Consider the following 24,467-nt stretch of genomic DNA (forward strand, 5'->3'; position numbering starts at 1 on the left):
CGTCCGGTGTCCGCGGTCGTCCTGTGAGACGTGGGACGGGCCCGTCAGGTCACTTGGCGCACTGCACCTGGTCGGCCGTGGACTTGTCCACCCCGTCCGGAGTCTTCCCGGAGGTGGCGTTGAGCTTGACTCCCGCGCCCTTGAAGTCCTTGCCGAGCGTGAGTGTCATGGTGGGCAGGCCCTGGGAGTTGGTGACGCTCCGGCCGGGCTTCATGGCCGCGCCGGACAGGCCGAGGATGTCGGCGAGGGCGCGGGCCTGGTCGGCCTGGTCGGGGGCGTACTCCAGGGTGGTCTTCGCGACCTCGGCGGGGGCGTTGCCGGCGTTCTCGGACTTGGTGACGCCGGCCTCGTTCTGGAGGTAGAGCAGTTCTTTCCCGGCGCTGCCGCCCGGGGCGCCGCCGTTGAGGATGCGCACGCGGACCTCGGAGGGGTCGGACTTGGTGCCCTTGAGACGGGCCGCGACGGCGGCGGCCTCCTTCTTCTGCTGCTGCTTGACCTCGGTGAACGAGATGTCGTTCCGGACCATGTCGAAGACCTGCGGCGCCCTCGACTCGTCCACGACGACCGTCGCCGGGATCTTCTCGGCGGGGTTGTCCTTCACCGGCACGGTGGTGAACGTGATGTTCTTGGTCGGCACTTTCTTCAGCTCCAGGGCTATGTCCTTGAGCGTGCCGACGTCCCCGATGGGCTTGTCCACGGTGAGCGCCTTCGTGGCGGCCTCGGCGAGCTTCACCAGCTTGGTGGGGCTGGTGAGGGTGTCCCCGGAGGACATCTTCCGCATGAGCGAACCGAGGAACTGCTGCTGCACCTTGATGCGGTCCAGGTCGCCCTCGTTGCCGAAGGCGTGCCGGGTGCGGACGAAGGCGAGGGCCTGCTCGCCCTCCACCTTGGACTTGCCCGCGGGCAGGACGAGTTTGGACTTCTTGTCGTTCACCGCGTGCTCCACGCAGACCTCGACGCCGTCGACGGCGGTGGTCAGCGTCTTGACGGCGTTGAAGTCGGCCATCATGAAGTGGTCGACGGAGATGCCGGTCGCCTCCTTCACGGTGCGCATGGTGCACCCCGCGTCCCGGCCGCTCTCGCCGAGGCTCCGGTTGAAGCGCACGCCCTGCAGGCCCGGAACGACCTTCTCGGTCCCGTCCTCCTGGACGGTCGGGCAGTCGGGGATGTCGACTATCAGGTCGCGGGGAATGCTCATCGCGGTCGCGTTGGAGCGGTCCTCGGCCACGTGCAGCAGGATGTTGGTGTCCGCGTGTCCGACGCTGCCCTTGTCGCCGTAGCCCTCGTTGCCCGCACCGGTGCGCTTGTCGGTGCCGATGATGAGGATGTTGAAGGCCTCGTCCTTGCTGAAGTCGCTGCTGCCCGCGCCGCCGACGTCCGTCGTCGAGACGTTGCCCTCGAGGTGTTTGAGGTAGAGGTAGCCGCCGACGCCGGCCACGAGGACGACGAACGCCGTCGTGCCGCCGGTCCACAGCAGGACCTTCCGGCCCGTCGACCTCTTCTTCGCGGGCCGCCGACCGCGTCGCCCGGGCGCCGGCTCCTCCGTTGCGGGACGGCGGCGCCGCTGGGGCGGGACCACCTCACGGCCGGGGGTCTTCGTACGGCCCTGGGCCGCGCCGCCGGGGCCGCGCCCGCCGGTCTCGCCGCCGGTGCCGTCCGGTGAGCTCCGGCGGGGCCTCGGAACGGCCGGCTGCGGCGCGGAAGAGGGCATCCGCAGCTCGTACTCGCCGGTCCGCGGATTGAGCACCCACTGGTCTGCGGGGTCGATGTCGTCCGCCCGCCCAGGTCCTTGCGCGTCCACGGTCTCCCAGTCCTCCGTCGGGGCCACGCGGCGCCTTCCCCCGAAGGCGCCCGGTAAAGGGTCAACAAGTGCACGACGCCAGGGCGGACCTCGCGGCGGGGGCACTGGAGCGCTCACACTATCCGCCCAGTTCAGCGTCGAACGACACCGGTGACAAATTCGACTTTCCTACAACAGGGCATTCCGCCCCATTCCCGGGAACGTCTACCAGCGGTACGGCTCGTAGACGTCCATGCACTTGTCCTCGTCGGCGCCGTTGAGGGCGTCGCTGTTGTCGGGCAGGTCGCCGGCCTCGGGCGTCTTCTGCTTCGGATACGCCGTGCCGGAGCGCCAGTCGGAGCCGACGACGACCGTCACCCCGGACACGTCCGCGGACTTCTGCACCGCGTTCGCCGGGATGCCCAGCGCGGCCGCGACCCGCTGCGCGTCGCCGGCCAGGTCGGGGGTCGGGTAGCGGACGACGGTCCGTTCCTCGGAGAGCGCCGCCGAGGTGTCCTTCGTCGCCCGGGCGAAGCCCTTCTCCGTCAGTGCGTCGGTGATCGTGCCCGCGCGGCCGCTGACCGGACCGAGCGAGTCGGAGCGGGTGGCGTTCTGCACGAGGACGCCGATCTCGGCGTCGGCGGCGGCCGGGTCCTTGGTCGTGTCCGTGCCGCTCGCGCCCGCGTCCTTGCCGTCGCCCGCGCCCTTGCCGCCGGTCTTCGCGCCCTTGTCGTCGAAGGACACGTCGTCGCGGAGCATCGCCCACATCTTCTCGGCGTTGGCGCCGTCCGGCAGCAGGTGGTTCTCGTCCTCGGGGTCCTGGACGGTGGGCAGGGTCGTCATGGTGATGCGGTCCGTCGGCACCGTCTTCAGCTGTGTCCCCAGGTCGTACAGCTTCTTGGGCGTGCCGATCTCCTTCGAGACCCCCAGGGACTTCGTGGCCGCCTCCGCCAGGTCCATCAGCCGGCCGGCGTCGGTGAAGACGTTCTGGTCCTTCAGGGTGCGGATCATCGAGTTCATGTACATGTGCTGGGCCCGCGCCCGCATCTGGTCACTGCCCCAGGCGTGCCGGGTGCGCAGCCACTGGAGGGCCTCCTTGCCCTTGACCTTGTGCGATCCCTTCGTCATGTACAGGCCCGAGCCGCCGTCCCTGCCGGGCTTCACACGGTCGTCGACGTTCTGGTTGACGCAGACCTCGACCCCGCCGACGGCGTCCGCCATCGACACGACGCCCGCGAAGTCGATCGTCATCCAGTGGTCGACGTAGACGCCCGTGAGGTTCTGCCAGGTGGCCAGCGTGCAGCCGGCGCCGCCGCGGGCCAGGGACGCGTTGATGATGGTGTTGGTCGCCGGGAACTTCTCGCCCGTCTTGGGGTCCGTGCACGCGGGGATGTCGACGCGGGTGTCGCGCGGGATGCTCACGACGGCGGCGCTCTTGCGGTCCGCGGAGAGGTGGATCAGCATCTGCACGTCGCCCAGCGGCGGGTTGTCGCGGTGGTCCTTGCCGCCGCCCAGCGCCACGTTGGCGTCGGAGGCGCGGCTGTCGGAGCCGATCAGCAGGACGTTCAGGGGCGTCTGTCCGGCCGCGTTGGGCTCGGTCTTGTGCGCCTTGGAGTCGCCGCTGTTGCGCTCGCCCTTCTCGATGTTGTCGCTCAGGTGCTGGTAGTAGAGGTATCCGGCGCCGGCCGTGCCGAGTATCAGGACCGCGAGTGTCGACGCGGACCACCTGAGCACCCGGCGCCCGCGCCCCGCCCGCCGCCGCCCGGACCGCCGGCCGTGCCCGCCGCCGTTCCCCTGGCCCGCGCCGTGCCGGGCGGCACCGGATCGTGTTCCCTGCTCGCGTACATCACTCTGCGTCATGTCCCTCTTCCCCACCCCTCGCGCCGGCCGATGGGCCCATGGGCGCGTTCTGTTCGCACAGTTGGACGCCTGGACCGCCCCGTTGGCTGTACGGCCGCGCCGACGGATCGTTTCCGCCCCTGCGGAACACGGCCGCCCGGTAAGACGCGAGAAGGGGCCGTCAGGTCACTTGGCGCACTGGACCTTGTCCGCAGTGGACTTGTCCACCCCGTCCGGAGTCTTCCCGGAGGTGGCGTTGAGCTTGACTCCCGCGCCCTTGAAGTCCTTGCCGAGCGTGAGTGTCATGGTGGGCAGGCCCTGGGAGTTGGTGACGCTCCGGCCGGGCTTCATGGCCGCGCCGGACAGGCCGAGGATCTCGGCGAGGGCGCGGGCCTGGTCGGCCTGGTCGGGGGCGTACTCCAGGGTGGTCTTCGCGACCTCGGCGGGGGCGTTGCCGGCGTTCTCGGACTTGGTGACGCCGGCCTCGTTCTGGAGGTAGAGCAGTTCCTTCCCGGCGCTGCCGCCCGGGGCGCCGCCGTTGAGGATGCGCACGCGGACCTCGGAGGGGTCGGACTTGGTGCCCTTGAGACGGGCCGCGACGGCGGCGGCCTCCTTCTTCTGCTGCTGCTTGACCTCGGTGAACGAGATGTCGTTCTGGATCATGCTGAAGACCTCGGCGGCGGGCTGCTCCTTGAGGACGACCGTCGCCTTGACCTTCTCGGCCGGGTTGTCGACCACCGGCACCGTGGTGAAGGTCAGGTTCTTGGTGTCGAGCTTGCCCAGCTCCAGACCGAGGTCCTTCAGCTTGCCGATGCTGTCCAGCTTGGAGTCGACGGTCAGCGCCTTGGTGCCCGCCTCCGCCAGCTTCACCATCTTCGACGGGCTGGTGAGCGTGTCGTTCGACTTCAGCTTGCGCATCAGCGCGCTGAGGAACTGCTGCTGTATCTGGATGCGGCTCAGGTCCCCGCCGAAGCCCACCGAGTGCCGGGTGCGCACGAACGCCAGCGCCTGCTCGCCCTCGATGGTGTGCGTGCCCGCGGACAGCTTCAGATGCGAGTCCGGATCGTCGATGTCCTTGGCCAGGCAGACCTCGACGCCGCCGACCGCCGAGGTCAGCGTCTTGACCGCGTTGAAGTCGGCGACCATGAAGTTGTCCGGGGTGACCCCGGTCAGCTCGGTGACGGTCCGCATGGTGCAGCTGGGCGTACGGTCGTCCTGGCCGAGGCTGGTGTTGAAGCGGACGCCGGTGGAACCGGGGATGACCTTCGTGGACCCGTCCGGCTGTGTGGTCGGGCAGTCGGGGACGTCGACGATCAGGTCGCGGGGGATGCTGAGCGCGGTCGCGTTGGAGCGGTCCTTCGACACGTGCAGCAGGATCGTGGTGTCGGCGTGGCCGACGCTGCCCGCGTCGCCGTAGCCCTCGTTGCCGGAGCCGGTGCGCTTGTCGGTGCCGATGAGCAGGATGTTGATGGCCTTGTCCTTCTGGAAGCCACCGGTGCTCGCGCCGTCGTCGGCGACGGACTGGATGTTGTCGTTGAGGTGCTCGAGATAGAGGTACCCCGCCGCCGCCGCGGCGAGGACGACGAACGCCATCGTCCCGCCGGTCCACATCAGGACCTTCTTGGCCGTCGACCTCTTCTTCGCCGGACGCCGCCGGCCCCGACGCCCGGGAGGCGGTTCGTCGGGCGCCGCCCGCCGCTTGCGCGGACCGGGGACCGCGCGCCCCGGGGCGGTCGCGGGCGCGGACGCCTGGGGGGTGCGGGTGCGCGCCGCGCCGGCACCGCGGGGGCCGGGGGCCCTGGGGGGCGTCGACTGCGGTGCGGAAGGGGGTAGTCGCAGTTCGTAATCGCCGGTGTCCGGATTGAGTACCCACTGGTCTGCGGGGTCGATGTCCCCCGCCCGCCCACGGCCTTGCGCGTCCACGGTCGTCCGATCCTCCGTCGGGGCCACGCGGCGCCCTCCCCTCCAGGCGCCCGGTCTCGGTCACTCAGTGCGCGACCGCGGAACGGAACCATGACGGAACCTCGTGGCCGGGCACACCGGATCGCTCACACTAACGGCCCGATTCGGCCTGCGGCGACGCCGGTGACACATTCCACGATCCTTACAACCGGTCAATCCAGCCCTTTTCCTGGACAAGTGTCCGCCGTAGCGCGCATGACTTGGCCCCGTCTTGCGCCGTCTTGGAACGCGCTTTACTCGCAGACGTGCTCTGCGGCGGTGTTCCCGCTGAACGTCGGCTGTGGCGAATCCCCGTCCCGGGGCTCGGGCGAGCTCCCGTCGCCGTCTTCCGTCCGCCGCTCGGGCGCGGCGACCGCCACCGGCTCGTCGGTCCGCAGACGGGTGAACAGCTTCTCCGCGTCGGGCTGGACGAGCTGGTCGCGATTGGCGTCGCGCGCGTACGCCTCCCGGGGGACGGTCAGGAACTGCACCCGTTCGGTGGGGATGTTCCGCAGGCCGCGCGCCAGGTCGTACACACCCCGCAGACTGGCCAGGTCCGGGTCGGTGGTGAGGGACGACGTGGCCGCGTCCAGCACGGGGTAGAGCTTCACCGGATTCAGCAGTACGTCGTTGCTCTGCACCTTATCGACGAGTGCCCCGAGGAAACGCTGCTGCCGGTCGATCCGGTCGGTGTCGCTGCCGTTGCCGAGCGACTTGCGGGCCCGGACGTATCCGAGGGCCTGCTCACCGTCGAGGGTCACCCGGCCGGCGGGCAGCTTCAGCTTGGCGTCCTTGTCGTCGACCGGCTTGCGCAGGCACACCTCGACACCGTCGAGGGCGTCGACCATCTTCTTGAAGCCCTGGAAGTCGACGACCACGTGATGGTCGATCCGGATGCCGGTCAGCTTCTCCACCGTGCGGACGGTGCACGCCGAACCGCCCGCCTCGAAGGCGTAGTTGAGCTGGGTGAACACCGGCCCGGCGCCGGAGCCGTCCGGGCGGTGGCAGCGGGGCACGCGCACCATCAGGTCGCGGGGGAGGGAGACGGCGGTGGCGCTGTCCCGGCCCGCCGAGAGGTGCAGCAGGATCGTGGTGTCCGACCGCTCGGTCCCGGTGTCCCGGCCGTAGCGCGCGTTGCCGTCGCCGGAGCGCGAGTCCGATCCGATCACCAGCACGTTCTGCGCGCCGCGCACGAGGGAGGTGGGCCGCTCCTTCTCGTACCGGGCGAGCTCGGCGGCGGCCGCCTCGTCGGCGGTGATGTTCCCGCTGAGCTTGGCGTAGACCGCCCAGCCGACGCCCACGGCCGCGACGCCGAGCAGGGCGACCGCGACGCCCGAGTTCCGCAGCAGGCGCCGGCGCCGCCGACGGCGCAACCCGTCGCCGGTCGCGGACGCCCCCGCCCCCGGCCCCAGGGTCCCGGCCCGGTCGGAGGACGCGCCTGCGCTGTCGCTCACGTCAGCCTCAACCCCTCGTGCCGTACGAGCGTGCCCTGCCCGCCCGCGCTCCCCCGATCATGACCCGAACCCCCACGAACCCCCGGCCCCGACTGAGCCGAACGGGTCCCCTCGGTCAGGAGAACACCCACCGAAGCCGCGTCCCGCCGCCATCACTGCCTGGCTGAGGGCAGTCCTTGCCTCACCCAGCGCCTGAACGGCCTGGGAGGTGCCCCGAAGGTCGGCACGGGTGGGCTGTGTGGGGAGATCCCCCGCTCATGGGGGCCTCTCGCGTGAGCGAAGCCGAGCGGCCGAGAGTGGGGGAGGTGCCCCGCGACGCCGGGCCGCGCACCCGTCCGCGCGTCCCCGCAACCACGCCGGGCACCCCACCCGCACCGGCCCACGTCACCCACGGAGCAGCGGCGCCCCATCAGCGCGGGGCCACCTCACCCACCCCAACCCCGACACCAACGCCGGACCACCGACACCCCCGAAAAACCTCACCGCGCCGTGGCCGAAACCCGCTCCGCCTCGATCCGCTGATCCACCACACCTTCCGCCGCCCGCTCCAGATGCCGGCACAACACCACCGATCCCCCGGAAGCCAACGGCCCGTACAACCCCGCGTTCAACCCCTCCCACGTGTCGTACGGCAGCCCCGACAGAATCCGCGCCCCCGGCCCCGTCAGCCCCAGCCCCGCCGCCTCCGCCCGGGCCCGCTCCACGACCTCCGCCCCGCTGAACTCCCGCCCCGCGACGATCAGCCCCGGGGCCTCCGGATCCACCGGCGCGTACGGCACGAACCGGTCCCCCTGCCCCGGCACCTCCACCGCGTAATCGGCGAAGCCCACCGGCGGGGCCGGCGTGAACCGCCCCCCGAGCGGCCGCAGCGCCAGCGCCATCCGTGGGCCCGAACACGCCCGCGCCGCCTCCAGCGACTCCGGCTCCGGTCCGCTCACCACCACGTCCGCCGCCCCCGGGTCACCGGCCACGTCGGCGACGACACCCACCGACGCGCACGCCAGCAGCCACACCGCCGTCTGCCAGTGCGCGGGCAGCAGCAGCGAGACCCGGTCGCCGGGTTCGACGGACAGTTCGTCCTGGAGCAGATTGGCGGTCTTGGCCACCCAATTGGCGAAGGTGGCAACGGACAGTTCGACGCGTTCGCCGGTGGCGTCGTCGTAGAAGGTCACCAGGGGGCGTCCCGGGTCCGCGGCGAGCGCGGAACTCAGCAGGTCGGCAGGGGTGCGGTCGGTCGCGTTCACCCGCGCAAGCGTACGCGGGCCGAAAGCCGGGCCCGTGGCGGACGGGACACCTCACCACCACCGGATCGGGCGAAAAACCCTACGCCCCGTCACATCCCGTATGGACATCTTTGTCACGTCATGTCAAGGATCAGGGGCATGCATGCTTTCCTCACGTCCTCGATAGGCGTCACCTGCGCGGCCGCACTGACCCTCCCGCTCACCACCGAGCCGACGACGGCGACGACGGCCCCCGCGAGAGCGGCACCGGCCCAGGCACCCACCCCCGGCAGCACCCAGTCGCTCCCCCTCACGCCGAGCCCCGGCGACCGCACCGCCACCGCTCCCGGCACCGCCCCCGGCGCCGCCGAACAGCGCGTCCCCCGCCGGAGCACCCGGCACTTCTCCCTGGTCGGCGTCGTCTGGGACGACCCGGCCACCGCACTGCACGGCCGCGTCCAGGTCCGCACCCGCGCCACGACCACCGGCGCCTGGTCCGACTGGCAGGACCTCGAGACGCACAACGCCGACCATGCCGCCGACCCGGGCACCGCCGAAGGCACGTCGGGCCGGGTGCGCGGCGCCACCGCACCGCTGTGGGTGGGCGACTCGGACGGTGTGGAGGCGCGGGTGCACGCGGCGGACGAGTACGACGTCACGCCCCTCCCCACCGGCATGCACCTCGAACTGGTCGACCCCGGCGAGGACACCGAGACCCCCGCACCGAACCGGACCCGGACCGAGAACGAACTCCCCGCCCTCGGCAGCCCGACGGAACAGCGGAAGGCCGGACCGCACACCGGCCCCCGCCCGCGCATCGTCACGCGCCACGGCTGGGGCGCGGACGAGAACCTCCGCGCGAGGAACGCCACGTACACGAGGAAGGTCAAGGCGGCCTTCGTGCACCACTCGGACACCGGCAACGACTACCGCTGCTCGCAGGCCCCGTCCGTCATTCGCGGTATCCACCGCTACCACGTGACGAGCATGGGCTGGCGGGACATCGGCTACAACTTCCTCGTCGACAAGTGCGGAAAGATCTACGAGGGCCGGGCCGGGGGAGTGTCGAAGCCGGTACTGGGCGCCCACACCATGGGGTTCAACGCCAACAGCACGGGAATCGCGGTTCTCGGCACGTACAGCGCCAAGAAGCCGTCGTCCGCCGCGGTCAAGGCCGTCGCCCGGCTCACCGCGTGGAAGCTCGGCCTCCACGGCGTGAATCCGCGCGGCAAGACATACCTGAGGTCCGCCGGTGGCAATCTCTACCGAAAAGGTAAGAACGTACGACTGAACGTCATCTCGGGTCACCGCGACGGCTTCGCCACGAGCTGCCCCGGCAAGCAGCTCTACGGCAAGCTCCGCACGGCCCGTTCCTCGGCGGCGAAGTACCAGGGCCGCTGAGGACGCGACACCGCACGGTCATCGAAGGCGCCACGGCACGGTCTGCATACACTGGCCCGCCGAAAGACAGTTCGGCCGGTCCCGGCAGGAAGCAGAGACGACAGGTGACAGAAGCGATCCTCCTGGTCGGCGGTAAGGGCACGCGGCTGCGCCCGCTCACGGTGCACACCCCGAAGCCGATGGTGCGGGCGGCCGGGGTGCCGTTCCTCACCCATCAGCTGGCGCGGGCGAAGGCGGCGGGCGTCGAGCACATCGTCCTCGCGACGAGCTACCTGGCGGAGGTCTTCGAGCCGTACTTCGGGGACGGCTCCTCCCTGGGCCTCCACCTCGAGTACGTCACCGAGGAGGAGCCGCTCGGCACCGGCGGCGCGATCCGCAACGTGGCGTCCCGGCTGCACTCGGGCCCCGACGAGCCGGTGCTCATCTTCAACGGCGACATCCTGACCGGCCTCGACATCCGCGCGCTGGTGCGCACCCACGAGACGACGGGCGCGGACGTCTCCCTGCACCTGACGAAGGTGACCGACCCGAGGGCCTACGGACTGGTCCCCACGGACGACACGGGCAGGGTCCTGGCGTTCCTGGAGAAGCCGCAGACGCCGGAGGAGATCGTCACCGACCAGATCAACGCGGGGGCGTACGTCTTCCGCCGCTCGGTCATCGACACCATCCCGGCGGGCCGCCCGGTCTCGGTCGAACGGGAGACCTTCCCGGAACTCCTCGCCACCGGAGCGCACCTGCAGGGCATGGTCGACTCCACCTACTGGCTGGACCTCGGCACCCCGGCGGCCTTCGTGCGCGGTTCGGCGGACCTGGTCCTCGGCCGCGCGCCGTCCCCGGCGGTACCGGGCCGCTGCGGTGACCGCCTGATCCTGCCCACGGCCACCGTCGCGCCCGACGCCAAGCTGACCGGCGGGACGGTGGTGGGCGAGGGCGCCTTCGTCGCGGAGGGGGCGCGGGTCTTCGGCAGCACGATCCTGCCCGGCGCGGTGATCGAACCGGGCGCCGTCATCACCGACTCCCTCATCGGCACCCGCGCCCGCGTCGGCACCCGCTCGGTCCTCACGGACACGGTCATCGGCGACGACGCGGTCATCGGCGCCGACAACGAACTCCGCTCAGGAGTCCGAGTCTGGTGCAACGCCCACATACCCCCGGCGTCCGTCCGCTTCTCCTCAGACGCGTAGCCGTCGCAGCTGCGGGCAGCAGTGCCTCCCCCAGTGCCTGAACGGCCTGGGACGTGCCCCCAGGGCGATGGGGGTCCGGGACAGGTCCCCCGCGAGCGAAGCCGAGCGTGGGGGAGAAGCCGAGTGCGGGGGAGGCACCCCGCCAGCGCCGGGCCACGCGCCCCACCCCACCCCGGCCCAGCCCCAGCACGGTCACCGAGGGCGACGCCGGGACGTGCGACGCCGAGACAGGTCAGAGCCGCTCAATCCCCCGCGGAGCCATCCGCGGGGCCCGCCTCCCCGGCACCCGCCCACTCAGCAACACCAGCCGAGCCGCCCGATGCCGCTGCCCGGCATAAGGCTCCAGCAGGCGCAGCATCACCGCATCGTCCGCATTCCGGTCCCCACCCAGCGCGAACCCCACGATCCCCGGCAGATGAAGATCCCCCACGGTCACCGCATCGGCCGCACCGTGACTGCGCTGCACGGTCTCCGCCGACGTCCACGGCCCGATGCCCGACACGGCCTCCAGCCGCGCCCGCGCAGCCTCCGGCTCCATCCCGGCCGCCTCCTCCATCCGCGCGGCGACCCGCACCGCCCGCAGAACGGCCGACGCCCGTTTGTCGTCGACCCCGGCCAGATGCCACTCCCAGGACGGGATCAGCGCCCACGTCCGCGCCGCCGGCATCACGTACATCCGTCCGGCCGCGGGCCCCGGCGCGGGCTCCCCGAACTTCCGCACGAGCATCCGCCACGCCTGGTACGCCTCCAGCGTCGTGACCTTCTGCTCCAGGATCGACGGGATCAGCGACTCCAGCACCAGCCCCGTCCGCGTCAGCCGCAGCCCCGGCCGCCGGTGCGCGGTGTGCGCCAGCAGCCGGTGCCGGGGCACGAACGCGGACGGGTCGTCGTCGGCGCCCAGCATCCGCGGCAGCTGCTCCAGCAGCCACTCCGCGCCCGGCCCCCACGCCTCGCCCCGCACCTCGCCGCCGCGCGCGAAGACCCGCAGCGTGCCGGGCCCGGCGGGCGTGCGGCTGGCCCGCCACACCGAGCCGTCCGGTGTCGTACGGAAGGTCGGGTCGGCCGGCCCGCGCCGCAGCGGCCCGAGGACCAGCCCCAGCTCCAGCGGCCCGTCCGGCACCCACACCCGCACCTTCCCGGGAGCGGCTGCCTGCCGCGGCACCGGCGCCCCCGCCGCGGGTACGACGGTCTCCCCGCCGCGCACGGTCGTACGCGTGGGCCGGGGAGCGAAACGTCCTGCCACGGGTGAGGTCCTTGAGAGAAGAAGAGGGGCCGGCCGGAGACCTGCGGAAGCCCCTACGAGGGTAGAGCCTCGTCCGGAAAGGTCACCGCGCTTCTCACCGCACCCGCCGTCGGTTTTCTCACCGCACCTCGATGAACGCCCCCGCGTCCCGCTCCGGCCTCGGCCTCGGCTCCTCCGCGGGATGGCCGACCGCCACCGCCCCCATCGGATCCCAGTCGTCCGGGAGCCCCAGCACCTCCCGCACGACGTCCCGGCAGAACATCGTCGCGGACACCCACGCCGAGCCCAGCCGCTCCCCGGCGAGCGCGACCAGCAGGTTCTGCACGCCCGCGCCGGCGGCGACCACGAACATCTCCCGCTCGGCCCCGTCGCGGCGCGCGTCCCCGTAGGTGTGCGAGCCGTCCATGACCAGGCAGGGCACGACGAGATACGGCGCGTTGCGCAGCACGTCCCCGCGCCGCACCCGCCTGGCGACGGACTCCTCGCTCTTGCCGTCCCGTCTGAGGTCGGCGATCCAGGCGTCCCGCATCGCGTCCAGCAGCCGGGTACGGGACTCGGCGGACTCCAGCAGCACGAACCGCCACGGCGTCGTGTGGTGCGGCGCCGGCGCCGTGACCGCCGCGGCCACGGCCCGGCGCACGGCACCGGGGTCGACCGGCTCCTCCGTGAAGGCCCGCACCGTACGCCGCTGGGTGACCGCCTGCCGCACGGCTTCCGACGTGCCGAGCCGGAACATGTCGTCGCGCGCCCCCCGCACCATGGCCCGCGCGCCCTCGCCCTCGTCCCCGGTGACGACCCGGGAGAGGCCGCTCACGACGGCGACGGGCAGCCCGGCGGCCTTGCCCTTGACCAGGTCGCCCGCGGCGGCCAGCTCGTCGGCGGTGGCGACGACCGTGGCGCCGAGCGGATTGCCGTACGCGTCGGTGCCGCCCCGCAGGTCGTCGAGGACCCGCACGCCCGCGGCACCGATCGCCACGTCCGTCAGGCCGGCCCGCCAGGGACGCCCGAAGGTGTCGGTGACGACCACGCCGACGTCGACGCCGAGCAGGTCCCGCAGGCCGTCGCGGATGGCCCGCGCGGAGGCGTCCGGGTCCTCGGGCAGCAGCAGCACGGTGCCGGAGGGGGTGTTGGAGGCGTCCACGCCGGCCGCCGCCATGACCAGGCCCTGCCGGTTCTCGACGATGCGCAGCGCCCCGCGCCGGGCCACCACCCGCACCGTCTCGGCGTCGATCGCGGCCTCCCGGTCGGCGGCCCGCACGATCCGGCCCTCCGCCTTGGAGACGATCTTTGAGGTGACGAGGAGCACGTCCCCGTCGGCCAGCCCGGGCCCTGCCGCCGCGATCAGCTTGGCCAGGTCGTCGCCCGGCTGGACCTCCGGCAGGCCGGGGACCGCCCGGACCCGGTAGCCGGGAGCACCGTCGCTCACGCCTGACGCACCTCCTCCGCCATCGCCAGTGCCTCGTGTGCCATCTGGGCCGCGGCGTCGACGTCGGTCATCATCAGCGGCACGGCGCGGCAGAGGATGCCGGCCGCCTTGACCCGCGTCACGGCCTCCGCGTCGACCGTGTCGACCAGCCAGCCGTCGAGCAGACCCGAGCCGTAGTGCTCGGCGACGGCCGCGGCCGAGGACTCCACGCCGACCGCGGCGAGAACCTTGTCGGCCATGCCGCGCACGGGCGCGTCCCCGACGATCGGGGAGAGGCCGATCACCGGCACCCCGGCGTCGGCGATCGCCTCGCGGATGCCGGGCACGGCGAGGATCGTGCCGACCGAGACGACCGGGTTGGACGGCGGGAAGAGGATCACGTCCGCCTCGCCGATGGCCTCCAGGACGCCGGGCGCCGGCTTCGCCTGCTCGGCGCCGACCGGCACCACCGCCTCGGCGGGGACCGAGGCCCGCAGCCGCACCCAGTACTCCTGGAAGTGGACGGCCTTGCGCTCGCCGTCGAGCTCGACGGCCACGTGCGTCTCCACGCGGTCGTCGGTCATCGGGAGCAGACGCACGCCGGGCTTCCAGCGGTCGCACAGCGCCTCGGTCACCGCACTGAGCGGATACCCGGCGCTGATCATCTGCGTCCGCACGATGTGCGTGGCGAAGTCGCGGTCGCCCAGGCCGAACCACTCCGGCCCCACGCCGTAGGCCGCGAGCTCCTCCTTGAGGTGGAAGGTCTCGTCGGCCCGCCCCCAGCCCTGCTCCTCGTTGATGCCGTCGCCGAGCGTGTACATCACCGTGTCGAGGTCCGGGCAGACCTTCAGCCCGAAGAGGTGGATGTCGTCGCCGGTGTTGCCGATGACCGTGATGTCCGCGTCCGGCGCGGCCTGCTTGAGACCACGCAGGAACCGTGCACCGCCGATGCCGCCTGCCAGAACCACAATGCGCATGCGCCCATCCTCGCAGGCCGGTACGACACTGCGTCAGCCAGTCGTCACAGCCGAGCAGCGCGCGGAGTGCATGGGCATCTCGGTGAGCCCCGGGTAGTAGACGTGCAGGCTGACCGCCGGCTCCAGCGTGTCGTTGACGACCTCGTGCGCGTACCCCGGTGCGAACACCTTCTCCGCTCCCGCGCCGAGCGCGCGCGTGCCACGCTCCGTGCGCTCGGTCAGGGTGCCGTCCAGGACCGTCCACACACCCGAGGAGGGGCCGTGGTCGTGGCGCCCGCTGCCCTGCCCCGGCAGCCAGGACAGCAGCCAGACCTCGTAGCCGGGGCCGGTGCGCAGCCGGTGGTACCAGCGGGTCGTGGCGTCGTACTCGACGAGGTGCTCCCACTGCGAACGGTCCGCGGCGAGGGCGCGGAGCAGCCCGGCGAACTCGGCGACCGTGGCCGGGTGCTCGCGCGGTGCCTGGAGGAGGTGGGGGACTTCGAGGATGTCGCCGGCGATCTGGAGGTCGCTGTCGCTGTTCATGGGTGCGGTGGTTCCTCGGCGGGAGAGTGCGGGGGAGTGCGGAGGTGTGCGGGTGCGGTGAGCGCGGGAGGCGCGATGCGCGGAGAACGCCCCGGTCGGGGCGGGGATCACGCAGCGATCACTCGGCCGGGTCGAGTCGGCCCGGGGCAGCCGGAGCGGGGTGGCTCAACAGCTGGAACAGCGGCAACAGCTACAGCGAGCGCGGGCAGCACCGTGGGACCCGGCGGTGCGGGTCGAGGCGAGTGCCAAGTTCGCGAGCATGCCCACAAGGAGAGCGGCTCACACCGGCAGTGTCAACTTCCTGCCCGTGATGTGGGACGTGTTTCACCCCATCCGGTTCATGTCGCAGGCGAAAGGTTTGCTCATACGGGTTCCGGGACACATGCGGCACAAGCCGGGCGCACAACCCCTGTTGCGATCCCGTGATCCGAATGTGATCAGGTTCGCCTCGGCGCGTGTGTCGGAACGAGAACGAACGGCGGGACGTCCTTCTCCGTACAGGCTCTGTGCGGGGTCGGAGGCTCCTGCTGCCCCGTCGGCGTGTCAGGGGTTATGGCGATTTGAACACTTTCTGCATGGCCTTGGTTCTGCAGAGTGAATAAGGGGCCCAATAGCAGATCTCGGCTTGACTCGCCCGGAGCAGCACACTTGTAATTTCACTCGTGTCGTTCAGCCGGGATCGATAACGGCTGGATCACGGGGACGCGAAGGACGGACGAGGGGCGCACATGACCGAGCTGGTGCAGCAACTGCTGGTCGACGACGCGGACGAGGAGCTCGGCTGGCAGGAGCGCGCACTGTGCGCCCAGACCGACCCCGAGTCCTTCTTCCCTGAGAAGGGCGGCTCCACCCGGGAGGCCAAGAAGGTCTGCCTCGCCTGCGAGGTCCGCTCCGAGTGCCTCGAGTACGCCCTCGCCAACGACGAGCGTTTCGGCATCTGGGGCGGTCTGTCCGAGCGGGAACGCCGCCGCCTGAAGAAGGCCGCCGTCTGACCCGGCGTCCGCCCCGCGGCGCACTCCGCACAGACATGAAGGGCATGAACGGCCCCTCGCAGGTGGGTTGTCCACAGGCGTGGGGCCGTCGTCATGCCCAGCCGATAGTGTGGGCGCTCGTCCGAGACGCCCTGCCGTTACCCACCGGCGCGGGTGTCCACCGCAGTCCATCGAACCGGGGCCCGTACCTCGATGTCCGTGCACAGCCACACGGCAGCCCAGCAAGACCTCGCTGCCACACCTGAGTTCCCGCGCCACGTGGTGACCGCGGTCCTCGTCTCCCACGACGGAGCCCGCTGGCTGCCCGACGCGCTCGCCGGTCTGCTCGGCCAGGAGCGCCCCGTGCAGTACGCCGTGGCCGCCGACACCGGCAGCGCCGACGACTCCGCCCGGCTGGTCACCGAGGCCCTCGGTGACGACCGCGTGCTGCATCTCGCCCGGCGCACCGGCTTCGGCCAGGCCGTCGAGGAGGCCGCGCGCATCGCGCCGGTCCTCACCCCCGAGGACCTGGCGTACCTGCGGCGGCCCAGCGGCTGGGACCCCGTCACGCGCAGCTGGCGCGACGACGCCTACGACCTTCCCGAACTCCCGCACGGAGAACCGGTGCAGTGGCTGTGGCTGCTGCACGACGACTGCGCCCCCGAACCCGGCGCCCTGGCACAGCTGCTGCGCGTCGTGGACAACGAGTACGAACTCGGCCGCGAGGACGTCGCCGTCGTCGGCCCCAAGCTCCGCGGCTGGTACGACCGCCGGCAACTGCTCGAGGTCGGCGTCTCCATCGCCAACTCCGGCCGCCGCTGGACCGGCCTGGACCGCCGGGAACAGGACCAGGGCCAGCACGACCACGTCCGGTCCGTGCTGTCCGTGTCCAGCGCCGGCATGCTGATCCGGCGTGACGTCTTCGAACGGCTCGGCGGGTTCGACCGCCGGCTGCCCCTGATGCGCGACGACGTCGACCTGTGCTGGCGCGCACACGCCGCCGGGCTGCGCGTCCTGGTCGCCCCGGAGGCGGTCGTACGCCACGCCGAGGCGGCCTCCCGCGAACGCCGCGCCGTCGACTGCGCGGGCCGCACCACCGCCTCCCCGCACAAGGTGGACAAGGCCGGCGCCGTCCACACCCTCCTCGTCAACGTCCGCACCGCCGCCCTGCCCTGGGTGCTGCTGCGCCTCGTCGTCGGCACGCTGCTGCGCACCCTCGCCTACCTCGTCGGCAAGGTCCCCGGCCAGGCCCTGGACGAGATCCGGGGCCTCCTCGGCGTCCTGCTGCGGCCCGAGCGCATCATCGCGGGACGGCGTGAACGCGGGCGCCCGCAGGTCGAGAAGGACGAACTGCGCTCCCTGTTCCCGCCCCCCGGCGCGACCATCCGCGTCACCGTCGAACAGGCCGCGGCCAGTCTCGTCCGCAGCTCCGACGCCGAAGCGGCGCCGGGCGCCGGGCGGCACGGCGGCGGCATCGAGTCCGGACCGGGCGGGGACGACGCCGACTTCCTGGAGATCGAACAGTTCGCCCGCCTCAAGCGCATCGCCCGCAAACCCGGCCCGGTGCTCTTCCTGGTGCTGCTGCTGGTCTCCCTCGCCGCCTGCCGCGCCCTCCTCGGCGCCGGCGCACTGGCGGGCGGCGCGCTGCTGCCCGCCCCGGCCGGCGCCGGCGAGCTGTGGTCGCGGTACGCGGACGCCTGGCACACCGTGGGCACCGGCGGCACCGCCTCCGCTCCGCCCTACCTGGCGATCGTCGCCACGCTCGCCACCGTCCTGCTCGGCTCCACCGGACTGGCCGTCACCCTGCTGCTGGTCTGCTCGGTACCCCTCGCCGGCGTCACCGCGTACTTCGCCTCCCGCCCGCTCGTGCCGTCCCGGCTGCTGCGCGCGTGGGCCGCCGTCGCCTACGCCTTCCTGCCCGCCGCCACCGGCGCCCTCGCCGGCGGCCGCATCGGCACCGCCGTCCTCGCCGTGCTGCTCCCGCTCGCCGCGCGCGCGGGCGTCGCGGCAGCCGGCCTGACCGGGTCGTCCGGCGCGCGCGGCAGCTGGCGCGCCACCTGGGCGTACGCGCTGCTGCTGACCGTCACCACCGCCTTCACCCCCGTCGTGTGGCCCATCGCGCTGCTGCTCGGCATCGGCGTCCTGATCCTGCGCCGCGGCGACATCACGGCCTACGGGCTGCGTCTCCTCGCCCAGCTGGGCACGCCCCTGCTGCTGCTCGCCCCCTGGTCGCTGTCGCTCCTCCCGTTCGGCTTCTTCGACGAGGCCGGCCTGGAGTACGGCTCCTCGGCCGCCTCCGCGCTCGACCTGCTCGGCGCCAGCCCCGGCGGCCCCGGCACGGTCGGCGGCCTGGTCCTCATCGGCATCGTGCTGGCCGCACTGGCCGCCCTGCTGCGCTCCGAGCGGCAGCGGGCGATCCGGACGGCCTGGGCCGTCGCCCTGGTCGCCCTCGTCCTCGCGGTCCTCTCGAACCGCTCCGCCTGGGCGGGCCCGGCCACCCTGGTCTACGGCCTCGCCCTGCTGTCCGCCGCCGCTCTGGGCGCGGACGGCGCACGCTCGCGCGTGGCCGAGCAGAGCTTCGGCTGGCGCCAGCCGGTCGCCGCGCTCATCGCCCTCGCCTCGGCCGTCGGCCCGCTGATCGCCGCCGCCGGCTGGATGATCGACGGCGCCGACGGGCCGTTGGAGTGCCGCGACCCGGTGCAGGTCCCCGCATTCGTCGCCGAGGACGGCATCACCCGCGACCAGGCCCGCACCCTCGTCCTCGACAGCGACTCCGCCGCCCATGTGAGCTACACGCTGGTCCGCGGCGCCGGGGCCCGCCTCGGCGACGGCGAACTGGCCGCCGACGGGGGCAACGGCGGACTGGACAAGGTCGTGGCCAACCTCGTGGCCGGCTCCGGCGCCGACCAGGCCGACCAGCTCGGCGGCTTCGCCGTGCGCTACGTCCTCGTGCACAAGGGCGCCCCCCACGACATCGTCCGCGTCCTGGACGCCACCCCGGGTCTGAGGCGGCTCAGCCAGCAGGACGGCAGCGGTCTGTGGCAGGTGGACCGGGACGTCGCCCGCGCGACCATCGTGTCCGGCAGCGACGCCGCGAGCGGTGAGCCAAAGCCGGTCGCCGCCGGGCCCGTCGAGATCCACACCGACATCCCGTCCGGCGCCGAGGGGCGCGTGCTGCGCCTCGCCGACACCGCCGCCGAGGGCTGGACGGCCACCCTCGACGGCAAGCCGCTCACCCGCACCACGGTCGACGGCTGGGCCCAGGGCTTCGAACTCCCCGCCTCCGGGGGCAGGCTGGACGTCACCTACGACGACCCGTTCACCCACACCGCCTGGCTGTGGGCCCAGGGCCTGCTCGCCGTCGTCCTGGTGGTCCTCGCCCTGCCCGGCCGGCGCCGCGACGTCGACGACGACCTGCCCGACGAGCCGGTCGTCCCCGCCCAGGCGGTCGCCGGCGAGGGACGCCGGGCCCGGCGCCTGCGCGCCCAGGCGGAGGCCGAGGCGGAGGCGGACGCCGGCTCCGGCCCCGAAGCGGGGGCGGCGTTCCCCGCCGAGGCTCCGGCCCCGCCGCCGGAGCCGCCCGTGACGGTCCCCCAGCAGGCGGCCGACGCCTGGGACTCGGCCGGGTACCCCGACACCGGGTACGGCTACGGCACGTACGGCGGCGACCAGTACCAGGACGCCCAGCAGTACGACCCCGCCGGCTACGGCGACCGGCAGCCGTACGGCACGGACGCCTACCAGGGCGCCCCGTACGACCCGTACGTCTACGGCGACCAGGGCCAGGCCGGCACGTACGACCCGGCCTACGACCAGGCGTACGGCCAGGGCGGATACGACGCGCCGTACGACCCTTCCCAGGCCCACCAGCCCCACGGCACGGACAGTGAGCGTCCCGACGGGAGCCAGCAGTGAACCGCACCACCCTGTCCCTGATCGCCGGCGCCACCGCGCTCGCCGCCGTCACCGGATTCGCGGCGCTGTCCACACCGGACGCCTCCGGCGCCGATCCGGCCGGCGCCGCGGCCACGCGGCTTCCGGTGGAGCGGACCAGCCTGCTGTGCCCGGCGCCCAGCACCTCCGACCTGGCCGAGACGACGTACACGTCGTTCACGCCCGTCACCAAGGGCACCGAGGCCAAGGGCAAGGCCCAACTCGCGCCCGTGACGGCGGAGTCGGACAGCACGGACGACGTGGCGGACGAGGAGAGGACCGACACGGAGGACGGCGAGGAGAGCGGCGAGAAGGACGACGCGAAGGGCGGTGCCAAGGCCGCCAAGCCCGTCGTCCAGCCCAAGGCCCCCGGCACCCCGGTCACCGGGACGACGACCGGCGCCGACACACCCGCGTTCGTCGGCACCGCCGAGGGGAGCTACGCCCCCGGCTGGACGGTGCAGCAGACCACGGAGGTCGCCGCCGGCACGGGCCGCGGCCTGCTGGGCGTCGACTGCACCGCCCCGGACACACAGTTCTGGTTCCCCGGCGCCGCCACGACGGCCGACCGCACCGACTACGTGCACCTGACGAACCCCGACGACTCGGCGGCCGTCGTCGACATCGAGCTCTACGGCAAGGACGGCGCAGTCAAGTCCTCGGTGGGCGACGGCATCACGGTGCCGCCGCACGGCAGCGAGTCGATCCTGCTGTCCACGCTCGTCGAGACGCAGGAGGCCGACCTGACCGTGCACGTCGGCGTGCGCAGCGGGCGGGTCGGGGCCGCGGTGCAGGCGCTGAGCGACAAGACCGGCGGCGACTGGCTGGCCGCGGCCACGGACCCGGCGGGCAGTCTGGTGCTGCCGGGCATCCCCAAGGACGCCACGGCCGTACGCCTGGTGCTGTTCACGCCCGGTGACAGCGACGCCGACCTGAAGGTGCGGCTCGCCTCGCCGACCGGGCTGATCACGCCCGCCGGGCACGAGACGGTGCGCGTCAAGGCGGGCATGACGACGGGCGTCGACCTCGGCGAGCTCACGCGGGGCGAGGCGGGGTCGCTGGTGCTGACGCCGGCGGACCGGTCCGTGCCGGTCGTGGCCGCGCTGCGGGTGGTGCGGGGCAAGGGCGAGAAGCAGGAGACGGCGTTCATCCCCGCCGCCGGCCCGGTCGGCGCCCGCGCCACCGCGGCGGACAACCGCGCCAAGGGCACCACCCTGTCCCTGACCGCGCCCCAGGAGGCCGCGCAGGTGAAGGTCACGGCCTCGGCGGGCAGCGAGGGCGGCACGACGGCGTCCCGGACGTACACGATCAAGGCCGGCACCACGCAGGACGTCGGGCTGCCGGTCCCGGCGGGTCTGAAGGGCACCTACGCGCTGACGGTCGAGCCCGTCTCCGGCGGCCCCGTGTACGCGGCCCGCACCCTGACCGACCCGGAGAACGAGGACGTGGCGGCGTTCACGGTGCAGACCCTCCCGGACGACCGGGGCACGGTCGCGGTCCCGGAGGCGGAGGAGAACCTGTCGGTGCTGCAGAAGTGACGGCGTCCGCGGCGGGGAGGCGGGCCGACGGCCGGGGAGGCGGGCCGGCCCGCCGCTCAGTCCTCCCCGTACCGCGGATCCACCGTCTCCGGCGTGAGCCCGAGCAGCTCGGCGACCTGCTCGACGACCACTTCGTGCACCAGCGCCGCCCGCTCGTCCCGGCCCTTCGTGCGGATCTCGACGGGCCGCCGGTAGACGACCACCCGACCGCGCCCGCCGTCCCGCGCGGGCACCGTGCCGCCTAGCGGCACCGCCTCGTCGTTCCAGGACTGCCCGGCCCCGTCCAGCCGCGGCACCTCGAGGACCTGGAAATCGATGTCGGCGAGCTGCGGCCACCGCCGCTCCAGGCGCTCGACGGAGTCCTGCACCAGATCCGCGAACAGGTCGGCACGGCTGGCGGCCAGCGGCACCTGCGGCGGTGCGATCGGGCCGCGCATGCCCCGGCCGTGGCGATCACGACGGCGGGGTCCTGGGCGGCCGGCCTCACGGGGCGTCACGGGGTTGTCCATCACTGGTGAAGGGTAGTCCCCGCCGCCTCCGCGCGCCCGGGCCCGCCCGACACACCGGCCGGCGCCGCGGCGCGCCGGACCGCATGTCATCTGATGACCATTCCGGCCAAGGTCGGGCTCGATTCCGTATCTCTCCGTGACCATGGATCTCATGGCAAATGTCGCTGTTTGTATCAGCTTATGACCGCCCTCATATCCGTCCGGTATCTCGAAAAGGGGCGTCGACGCAGGTCAGGGGGGTGCGCCCGGCGGTGGTGACGGTCCGTCTCACATCGCGACACGGTGGTGTGACCTGGCGGGGGATCGTCGCGGCCCGCTCAAGAGTGCGGTACCGTCCAACATCGTGAGCCCTGTACGTCGCTGTTCGCGCACCGCCTGCGGCCGTCCCGCCGTCGCGACGCTGACGTACGTCTACGCCGACTCGACCGCGGTCCTCGGCCCGCTCGCCACCTACGCCGAACCTCACTGCTACGACCTGTGCGCCGAGCACTCCGAGCGCCTCACCGCCCCGCGCGGCTGGGAGGTCGTCCGGCTCCTCGACGGTTCGGCCCCGGCCCGCCCCAGCGGCGACGACCTGGAAGCACTCGCCAACGCGGTGCGTGAGGCGGCCCGCCCCCAGGAGCGCGCGGCGGGAGCCGGCGGGGCGCGATCGGCCGACCCGATGGAGGTCGCGCGCCGCGGCCACCTGCGCGTCCTGCGCTCGCCGGACAACTGAGGCCGGTCCGACCCGTCCCGTCGCCGCCCCACCGTCACCGGTGGCCACTCCCGAACATCCATTTCCCGCACACCCATTGACGTCGTCTTGTCGCGGACACGACCATTCCGGGAGCCACGAGAACGCCCTTTCGCATGGCGGAATCCGGGGAGGCACCCGTGTACGTCCAGGAACTGGAACCCCTCGCCGATTCCCTCGGCCTGTCCGCCCTCGTGGCGGCCCTGCCGCTGGTGATCGTCCTCGTCCTGCTGGGCGGCGTCCGCATGAAGGCGCACCTGGCGGGCCTCATCGGCCTCCTGGCGGCCGTACTCGTCGCCTGGCTCGCGTACGGCATGCCGCTGGACCAGACGGTCTCCAGTGCCGCGCAGGGCGCCGTGTTCGGGCTCTTCCCCATCCTGTGGATCGTCGTCAACGCCCTGTGGGTCTACCGGATGACCGTCCGCACCCGGCACTTCGACATCCTCCGCCGCTCCTTCGGCCGGCTCTCCGACGACCCGCGCATCCAGGCGCTGGTCGTCGCCTTCTGCTTCGGCGCCCTGCTGGAGGCCCTCGCCGGGTTCGGGGCGCCCGTCGCGATCTGCTCGGTCATGCTCGTCGCGCTCGGCTTCGACCCCGTACGGGCGGCGGTCGTCTCCTTGGTCGCCAACACCGCGCCGGTCGCCTTCGGCGCGATGGGCACCCCCGTGGTCACCCTGGCCCAGGTCACCGGCCTGCCCCTGGACGACGTCGCCTCCGTCGTGGGCCGCCAGACCCCCCTGCTGGCCCTCGTCGTCCCGCTGCTGCTGGTCGCCCTGGTCGACGGGCGACGCGGACTGCGCGAGACCTGGGCGCCCGCGCTGGCCTGCGGGGTCGCCTTCGCCGTCGCCCAGTTCGTCGCCTCCAACTACGTCTCCGCCCAGCTCGCCGACATCGCCGCCGCCCTCATCGGCGCCGGCGCCCTGGTCGCCGTGCCGGCGGCCCGCAGACCGGCCGCCGAGCCCGTCCGGGCGTCCGTGCTCACCGGCGCCCGCAGCGAGGAACTCGACGAGGACGACCCCCGCGGCGAGGTGCTGCGCGCCTACGCCCCGTACGCCCTGATCGTCGCCGTCTTCTCCGTCGCACAGATTCCCGCCGTCAAGGACTGGCTGGCCGGCGCGACCCAGGCGTACGACTGGCCCTTCCTTGACGTGGCCGACCCGCAGGGCAAGCCCGTCGGCGGCAACGTCTTCTCCTGGCCGATCGTCTCCACCGGCGGCACGCTCGTGCTGTTCGCCGGGCTGGCCACGGCCGTCGTCCTCGGCGTCCACGCGCGCGTGGCGGTCAGGGAGTGGCTCGCGACCGTGCACGAACTGCGGTACGCGATCCTCACCGTCACCTCCGTCCTCGCCCTCGCCTACGTCATGAACCTCTCCGGGCAGGCCGCCACCATCGGCCACTTCGTCGCCGCGGCCGGCGCCGGACTCGCCTTCCTCTCCCCGGTGCTCGGCTGGTTCGGCGTCGCCGTCTCCGGCTCCGACACCTCCGCCAACGCCCTCTTCGGCGCCCTCCAGGTGACCGCCGCGCGGGAGTCCGGCCTGTCCCCGGAGCTGCTGGCCGCCGCCAACAGCAGCGGCGGCGTGCTCGGCAAGATGATCTCCCCGCAGAACCTCACCATCGCCTGCGCCGCCGTCGGTCTCGCCGGCCGCGAGGGCGACCTGCTGCGCAAGGTGCTCCCGTGGAGCCTCGGCCTGCTGCTGGTCATGTGCCTGATCGTGGTCGGACAGTCCACGCCGGTCCTGGGCTGGATGCTGCCCTGACCCCTGCCGGGGCCTACGGGTAGTTTGTGGGCTCCGACAGGACTTTCAGGAAGG

General features: G+C 72.8%; 17 protein-coding genes. 7 read left to right on the forward strand and 10 right to left on the reverse strand.

Annotated features, from left to right (window positions below):
- Nucleotides 1–49: 49 nt before the first annotated feature.
- From AB0E77_RS29400 to AB0E77_RS29420, 5 genes are all read right to left on the reverse strand, one after another.
- Entirely contained in the window at nucleotides 50–1,801 is a 1,752-nt protein-coding gene (locus tag AB0E77_RS29400; protein WP_361576486.1) for an LCP family protein, read from the reverse strand.
- 204 nt (nucleotides 1,802–2,005) lie between these two features.
- Nucleotides 2,006–3,640 (reverse strand): LCP family protein, encoded by a 1,635-nt coding sequence (locus tag AB0E77_RS29405; RefSeq protein WP_361576429.1) that lies wholly within the window; start codon nucleotides 3,638–3,640, stop codon nucleotides 2,006–2,008.
- A 165-nt stretch (nucleotides 3,641–3,805) separates the two neighbouring features.
- Entirely contained in the window at nucleotides 3,806–5,542 is a 1,737-nt protein-coding gene (locus AB0E77_RS29410; protein WP_361576432.1) for an LCP family protein, read from the reverse strand.
- 272 nt (nucleotides 5,543–5,814) lie between these two features.
- A complete protein-coding gene (locus AB0E77_RS29415; protein ID WP_361576435.1) occupies nucleotides 5,815–7,014 on the reverse strand; it encodes an LCP family protein in 1,200 nt (399 codons plus the stop codon).
- Between the two features lie 479 nt (nucleotides 7,015–7,493).
- Entirely contained in the window at nucleotides 7,494–8,258 is a 765-nt protein-coding gene (locus AB0E77_RS29420; RefSeq protein ID WP_361576438.1) for a TIGR03089 family protein, read from the reverse strand.
- Between the two features lie 138 nt (nucleotides 8,259–8,396).
- On the opposite strand from AB0E77_RS29420, the gene AB0E77_RS29425 reads away from it, so the two are divergent.
- Both AB0E77_RS29425 and AB0E77_RS29430 read left to right on the forward strand, forming a co-directional pair.
- Nucleotides 8,397–9,638, forward strand: coding sequence for an N-acetylmuramoyl-L-alanine amidase (locus AB0E77_RS29425; protein ID WP_361576441.1), 1,242 nt, complete (start codon nucleotides 8,397–8,399; stop codon nucleotides 9,636–9,638).
- A 104-nt stretch (nucleotides 9,639–9,742) separates the two neighbouring features.
- Nucleotides 9,743–10,825 carry an NDP-sugar synthase gene (locus AB0E77_RS29430; RefSeq protein WP_361576444.1) on the forward strand — a complete coding sequence of 361 codons (1,083 nt, stop codon included), beginning with the start codon at nucleotides 9,743–9,745 and terminating at the stop codon, nucleotides 10,823–10,825.
- 232 nt (nucleotides 10,826–11,057) lie between these two features.
- Here AB0E77_RS29430 and AB0E77_RS29435 read toward each other — a convergent pair whose 3' ends face one another.
- The 4 genes from AB0E77_RS29435 to AB0E77_RS29450 form a co-directional block, all read right to left on the reverse strand.
- Nucleotides 11,058–12,068: a DNA-3-methyladenine glycosylase 2 family protein gene (locus AB0E77_RS29435; protein ID WP_361576447.1), complete on the reverse strand. Its 1,011-nt coding sequence runs from the start codon at nucleotides 12,066–12,068 to the stop codon at nucleotides 11,058–11,060.
- Nucleotides 12,069–12,186: 118 nt separating this feature from the next.
- Nucleotides 12,187–13,494 carry a coenzyme F420-0:L-glutamate ligase gene (locus tag AB0E77_RS29440; protein ID WP_361576450.1) on the reverse strand — a complete coding sequence of 436 codons (1,308 nt, stop codon included), beginning with the start codon at nucleotides 13,492–13,494 and terminating at the stop codon, nucleotides 12,187–12,189.
- Entirely contained in the window at nucleotides 13,491–14,450 is a 960-nt protein-coding gene (gene cofD / locus AB0E77_RS29445) for a 2-phospho-L-lactate transferase (RefSeq protein ID WP_361576453.1), read from the reverse strand. Before cofD ends, AB0E77_RS29440 begins: the two co-directional genes overlap by 4 nt.
- 33 nt (nucleotides 14,451–14,483) lie before the next feature.
- Entirely contained in the window at nucleotides 14,484–14,972 is a 489-nt protein-coding gene (locus tag AB0E77_RS29450) for a cysteine dioxygenase family protein (RefSeq protein WP_361576456.1), read from the reverse strand.
- Between the two features lie 728 nt (nucleotides 14,973–15,700).
- Here AB0E77_RS29450 and AB0E77_RS29455 point away from each other — a divergent pair.
- The 3 genes from AB0E77_RS29455 to AB0E77_RS29465 all read left to right on the forward strand — a co-directional run bounded on the left by AB0E77_RS29455 (nucleotide 15,701) and on the right by AB0E77_RS29465 (nucleotide 21,414).
- Entirely contained in the window at nucleotides 15,701–15,964 is a 264-nt protein-coding gene (locus AB0E77_RS29455) for a WhiB family transcriptional regulator (RefSeq protein WP_003975777.1), read from the forward strand.
- 192 nt (nucleotides 15,965–16,156) lie between these two features.
- Nucleotides 16,157–19,858 carry a glycosyltransferase family 2 protein gene (locus AB0E77_RS29460; protein WP_361576459.1) on the forward strand — a complete coding sequence of 1,234 codons (3,702 nt, stop codon included), beginning with the start codon at nucleotides 16,157–16,159 and terminating at the stop codon, nucleotides 19,856–19,858.
- Nucleotides 19,855–21,414: a DUF5719 family protein gene (locus AB0E77_RS29465; protein WP_361576462.1), complete on the forward strand. Its 1,560-nt coding sequence runs from the start codon at nucleotides 19,855–19,857 to the stop codon at nucleotides 21,412–21,414. Before AB0E77_RS29460 ends, AB0E77_RS29465 begins: the two co-directional genes overlap by 4 nt.
- A 56-nt stretch (nucleotides 21,415–21,470) precedes the next feature.
- Here AB0E77_RS29465 and AB0E77_RS29470 read toward each other — a convergent pair whose 3' ends face one another.
- Nucleotides 21,471–21,923, reverse strand: a complete 453-nt coding sequence (locus AB0E77_RS29470; RefSeq protein ID WP_361576489.1) for a metallopeptidase family protein — start codon at nucleotides 21,921–21,923, stop codon at nucleotides 21,471–21,473.
- A gap of 343 nt (nucleotides 21,924–22,266) precedes the next feature.
- Between AB0E77_RS29470 and AB0E77_RS29475 the strand changes: the two genes are divergently transcribed.
- Both AB0E77_RS29475 and AB0E77_RS29480 read left to right on the forward strand, forming a co-directional pair.
- Nucleotides 22,267–22,638: a DUF3499 domain-containing protein gene (locus AB0E77_RS29475; protein ID WP_361576465.1), complete on the forward strand. Its 372-nt coding sequence runs from the start codon at nucleotides 22,267–22,269 to the stop codon at nucleotides 22,636–22,638.
- Between the two features lie 158 nt (nucleotides 22,639–22,796).
- A complete protein-coding gene (locus AB0E77_RS29480; RefSeq protein ID WP_361576492.1) occupies nucleotides 22,797–24,413 on the forward strand; it encodes an L-lactate permease in 1,617 nt (538 codons plus the stop codon).
- Nucleotides 24,414–24,467: the final 54 nt, after the last annotated feature.

It is taken from the genome of Streptomyces sp. NPDC032940 (assembly GCF_040636935.1).
Classification (GTDB): domain Bacteria; phylum Actinomycetota; class Actinomycetes; order Streptomycetales; family Streptomycetaceae; genus Streptomyces.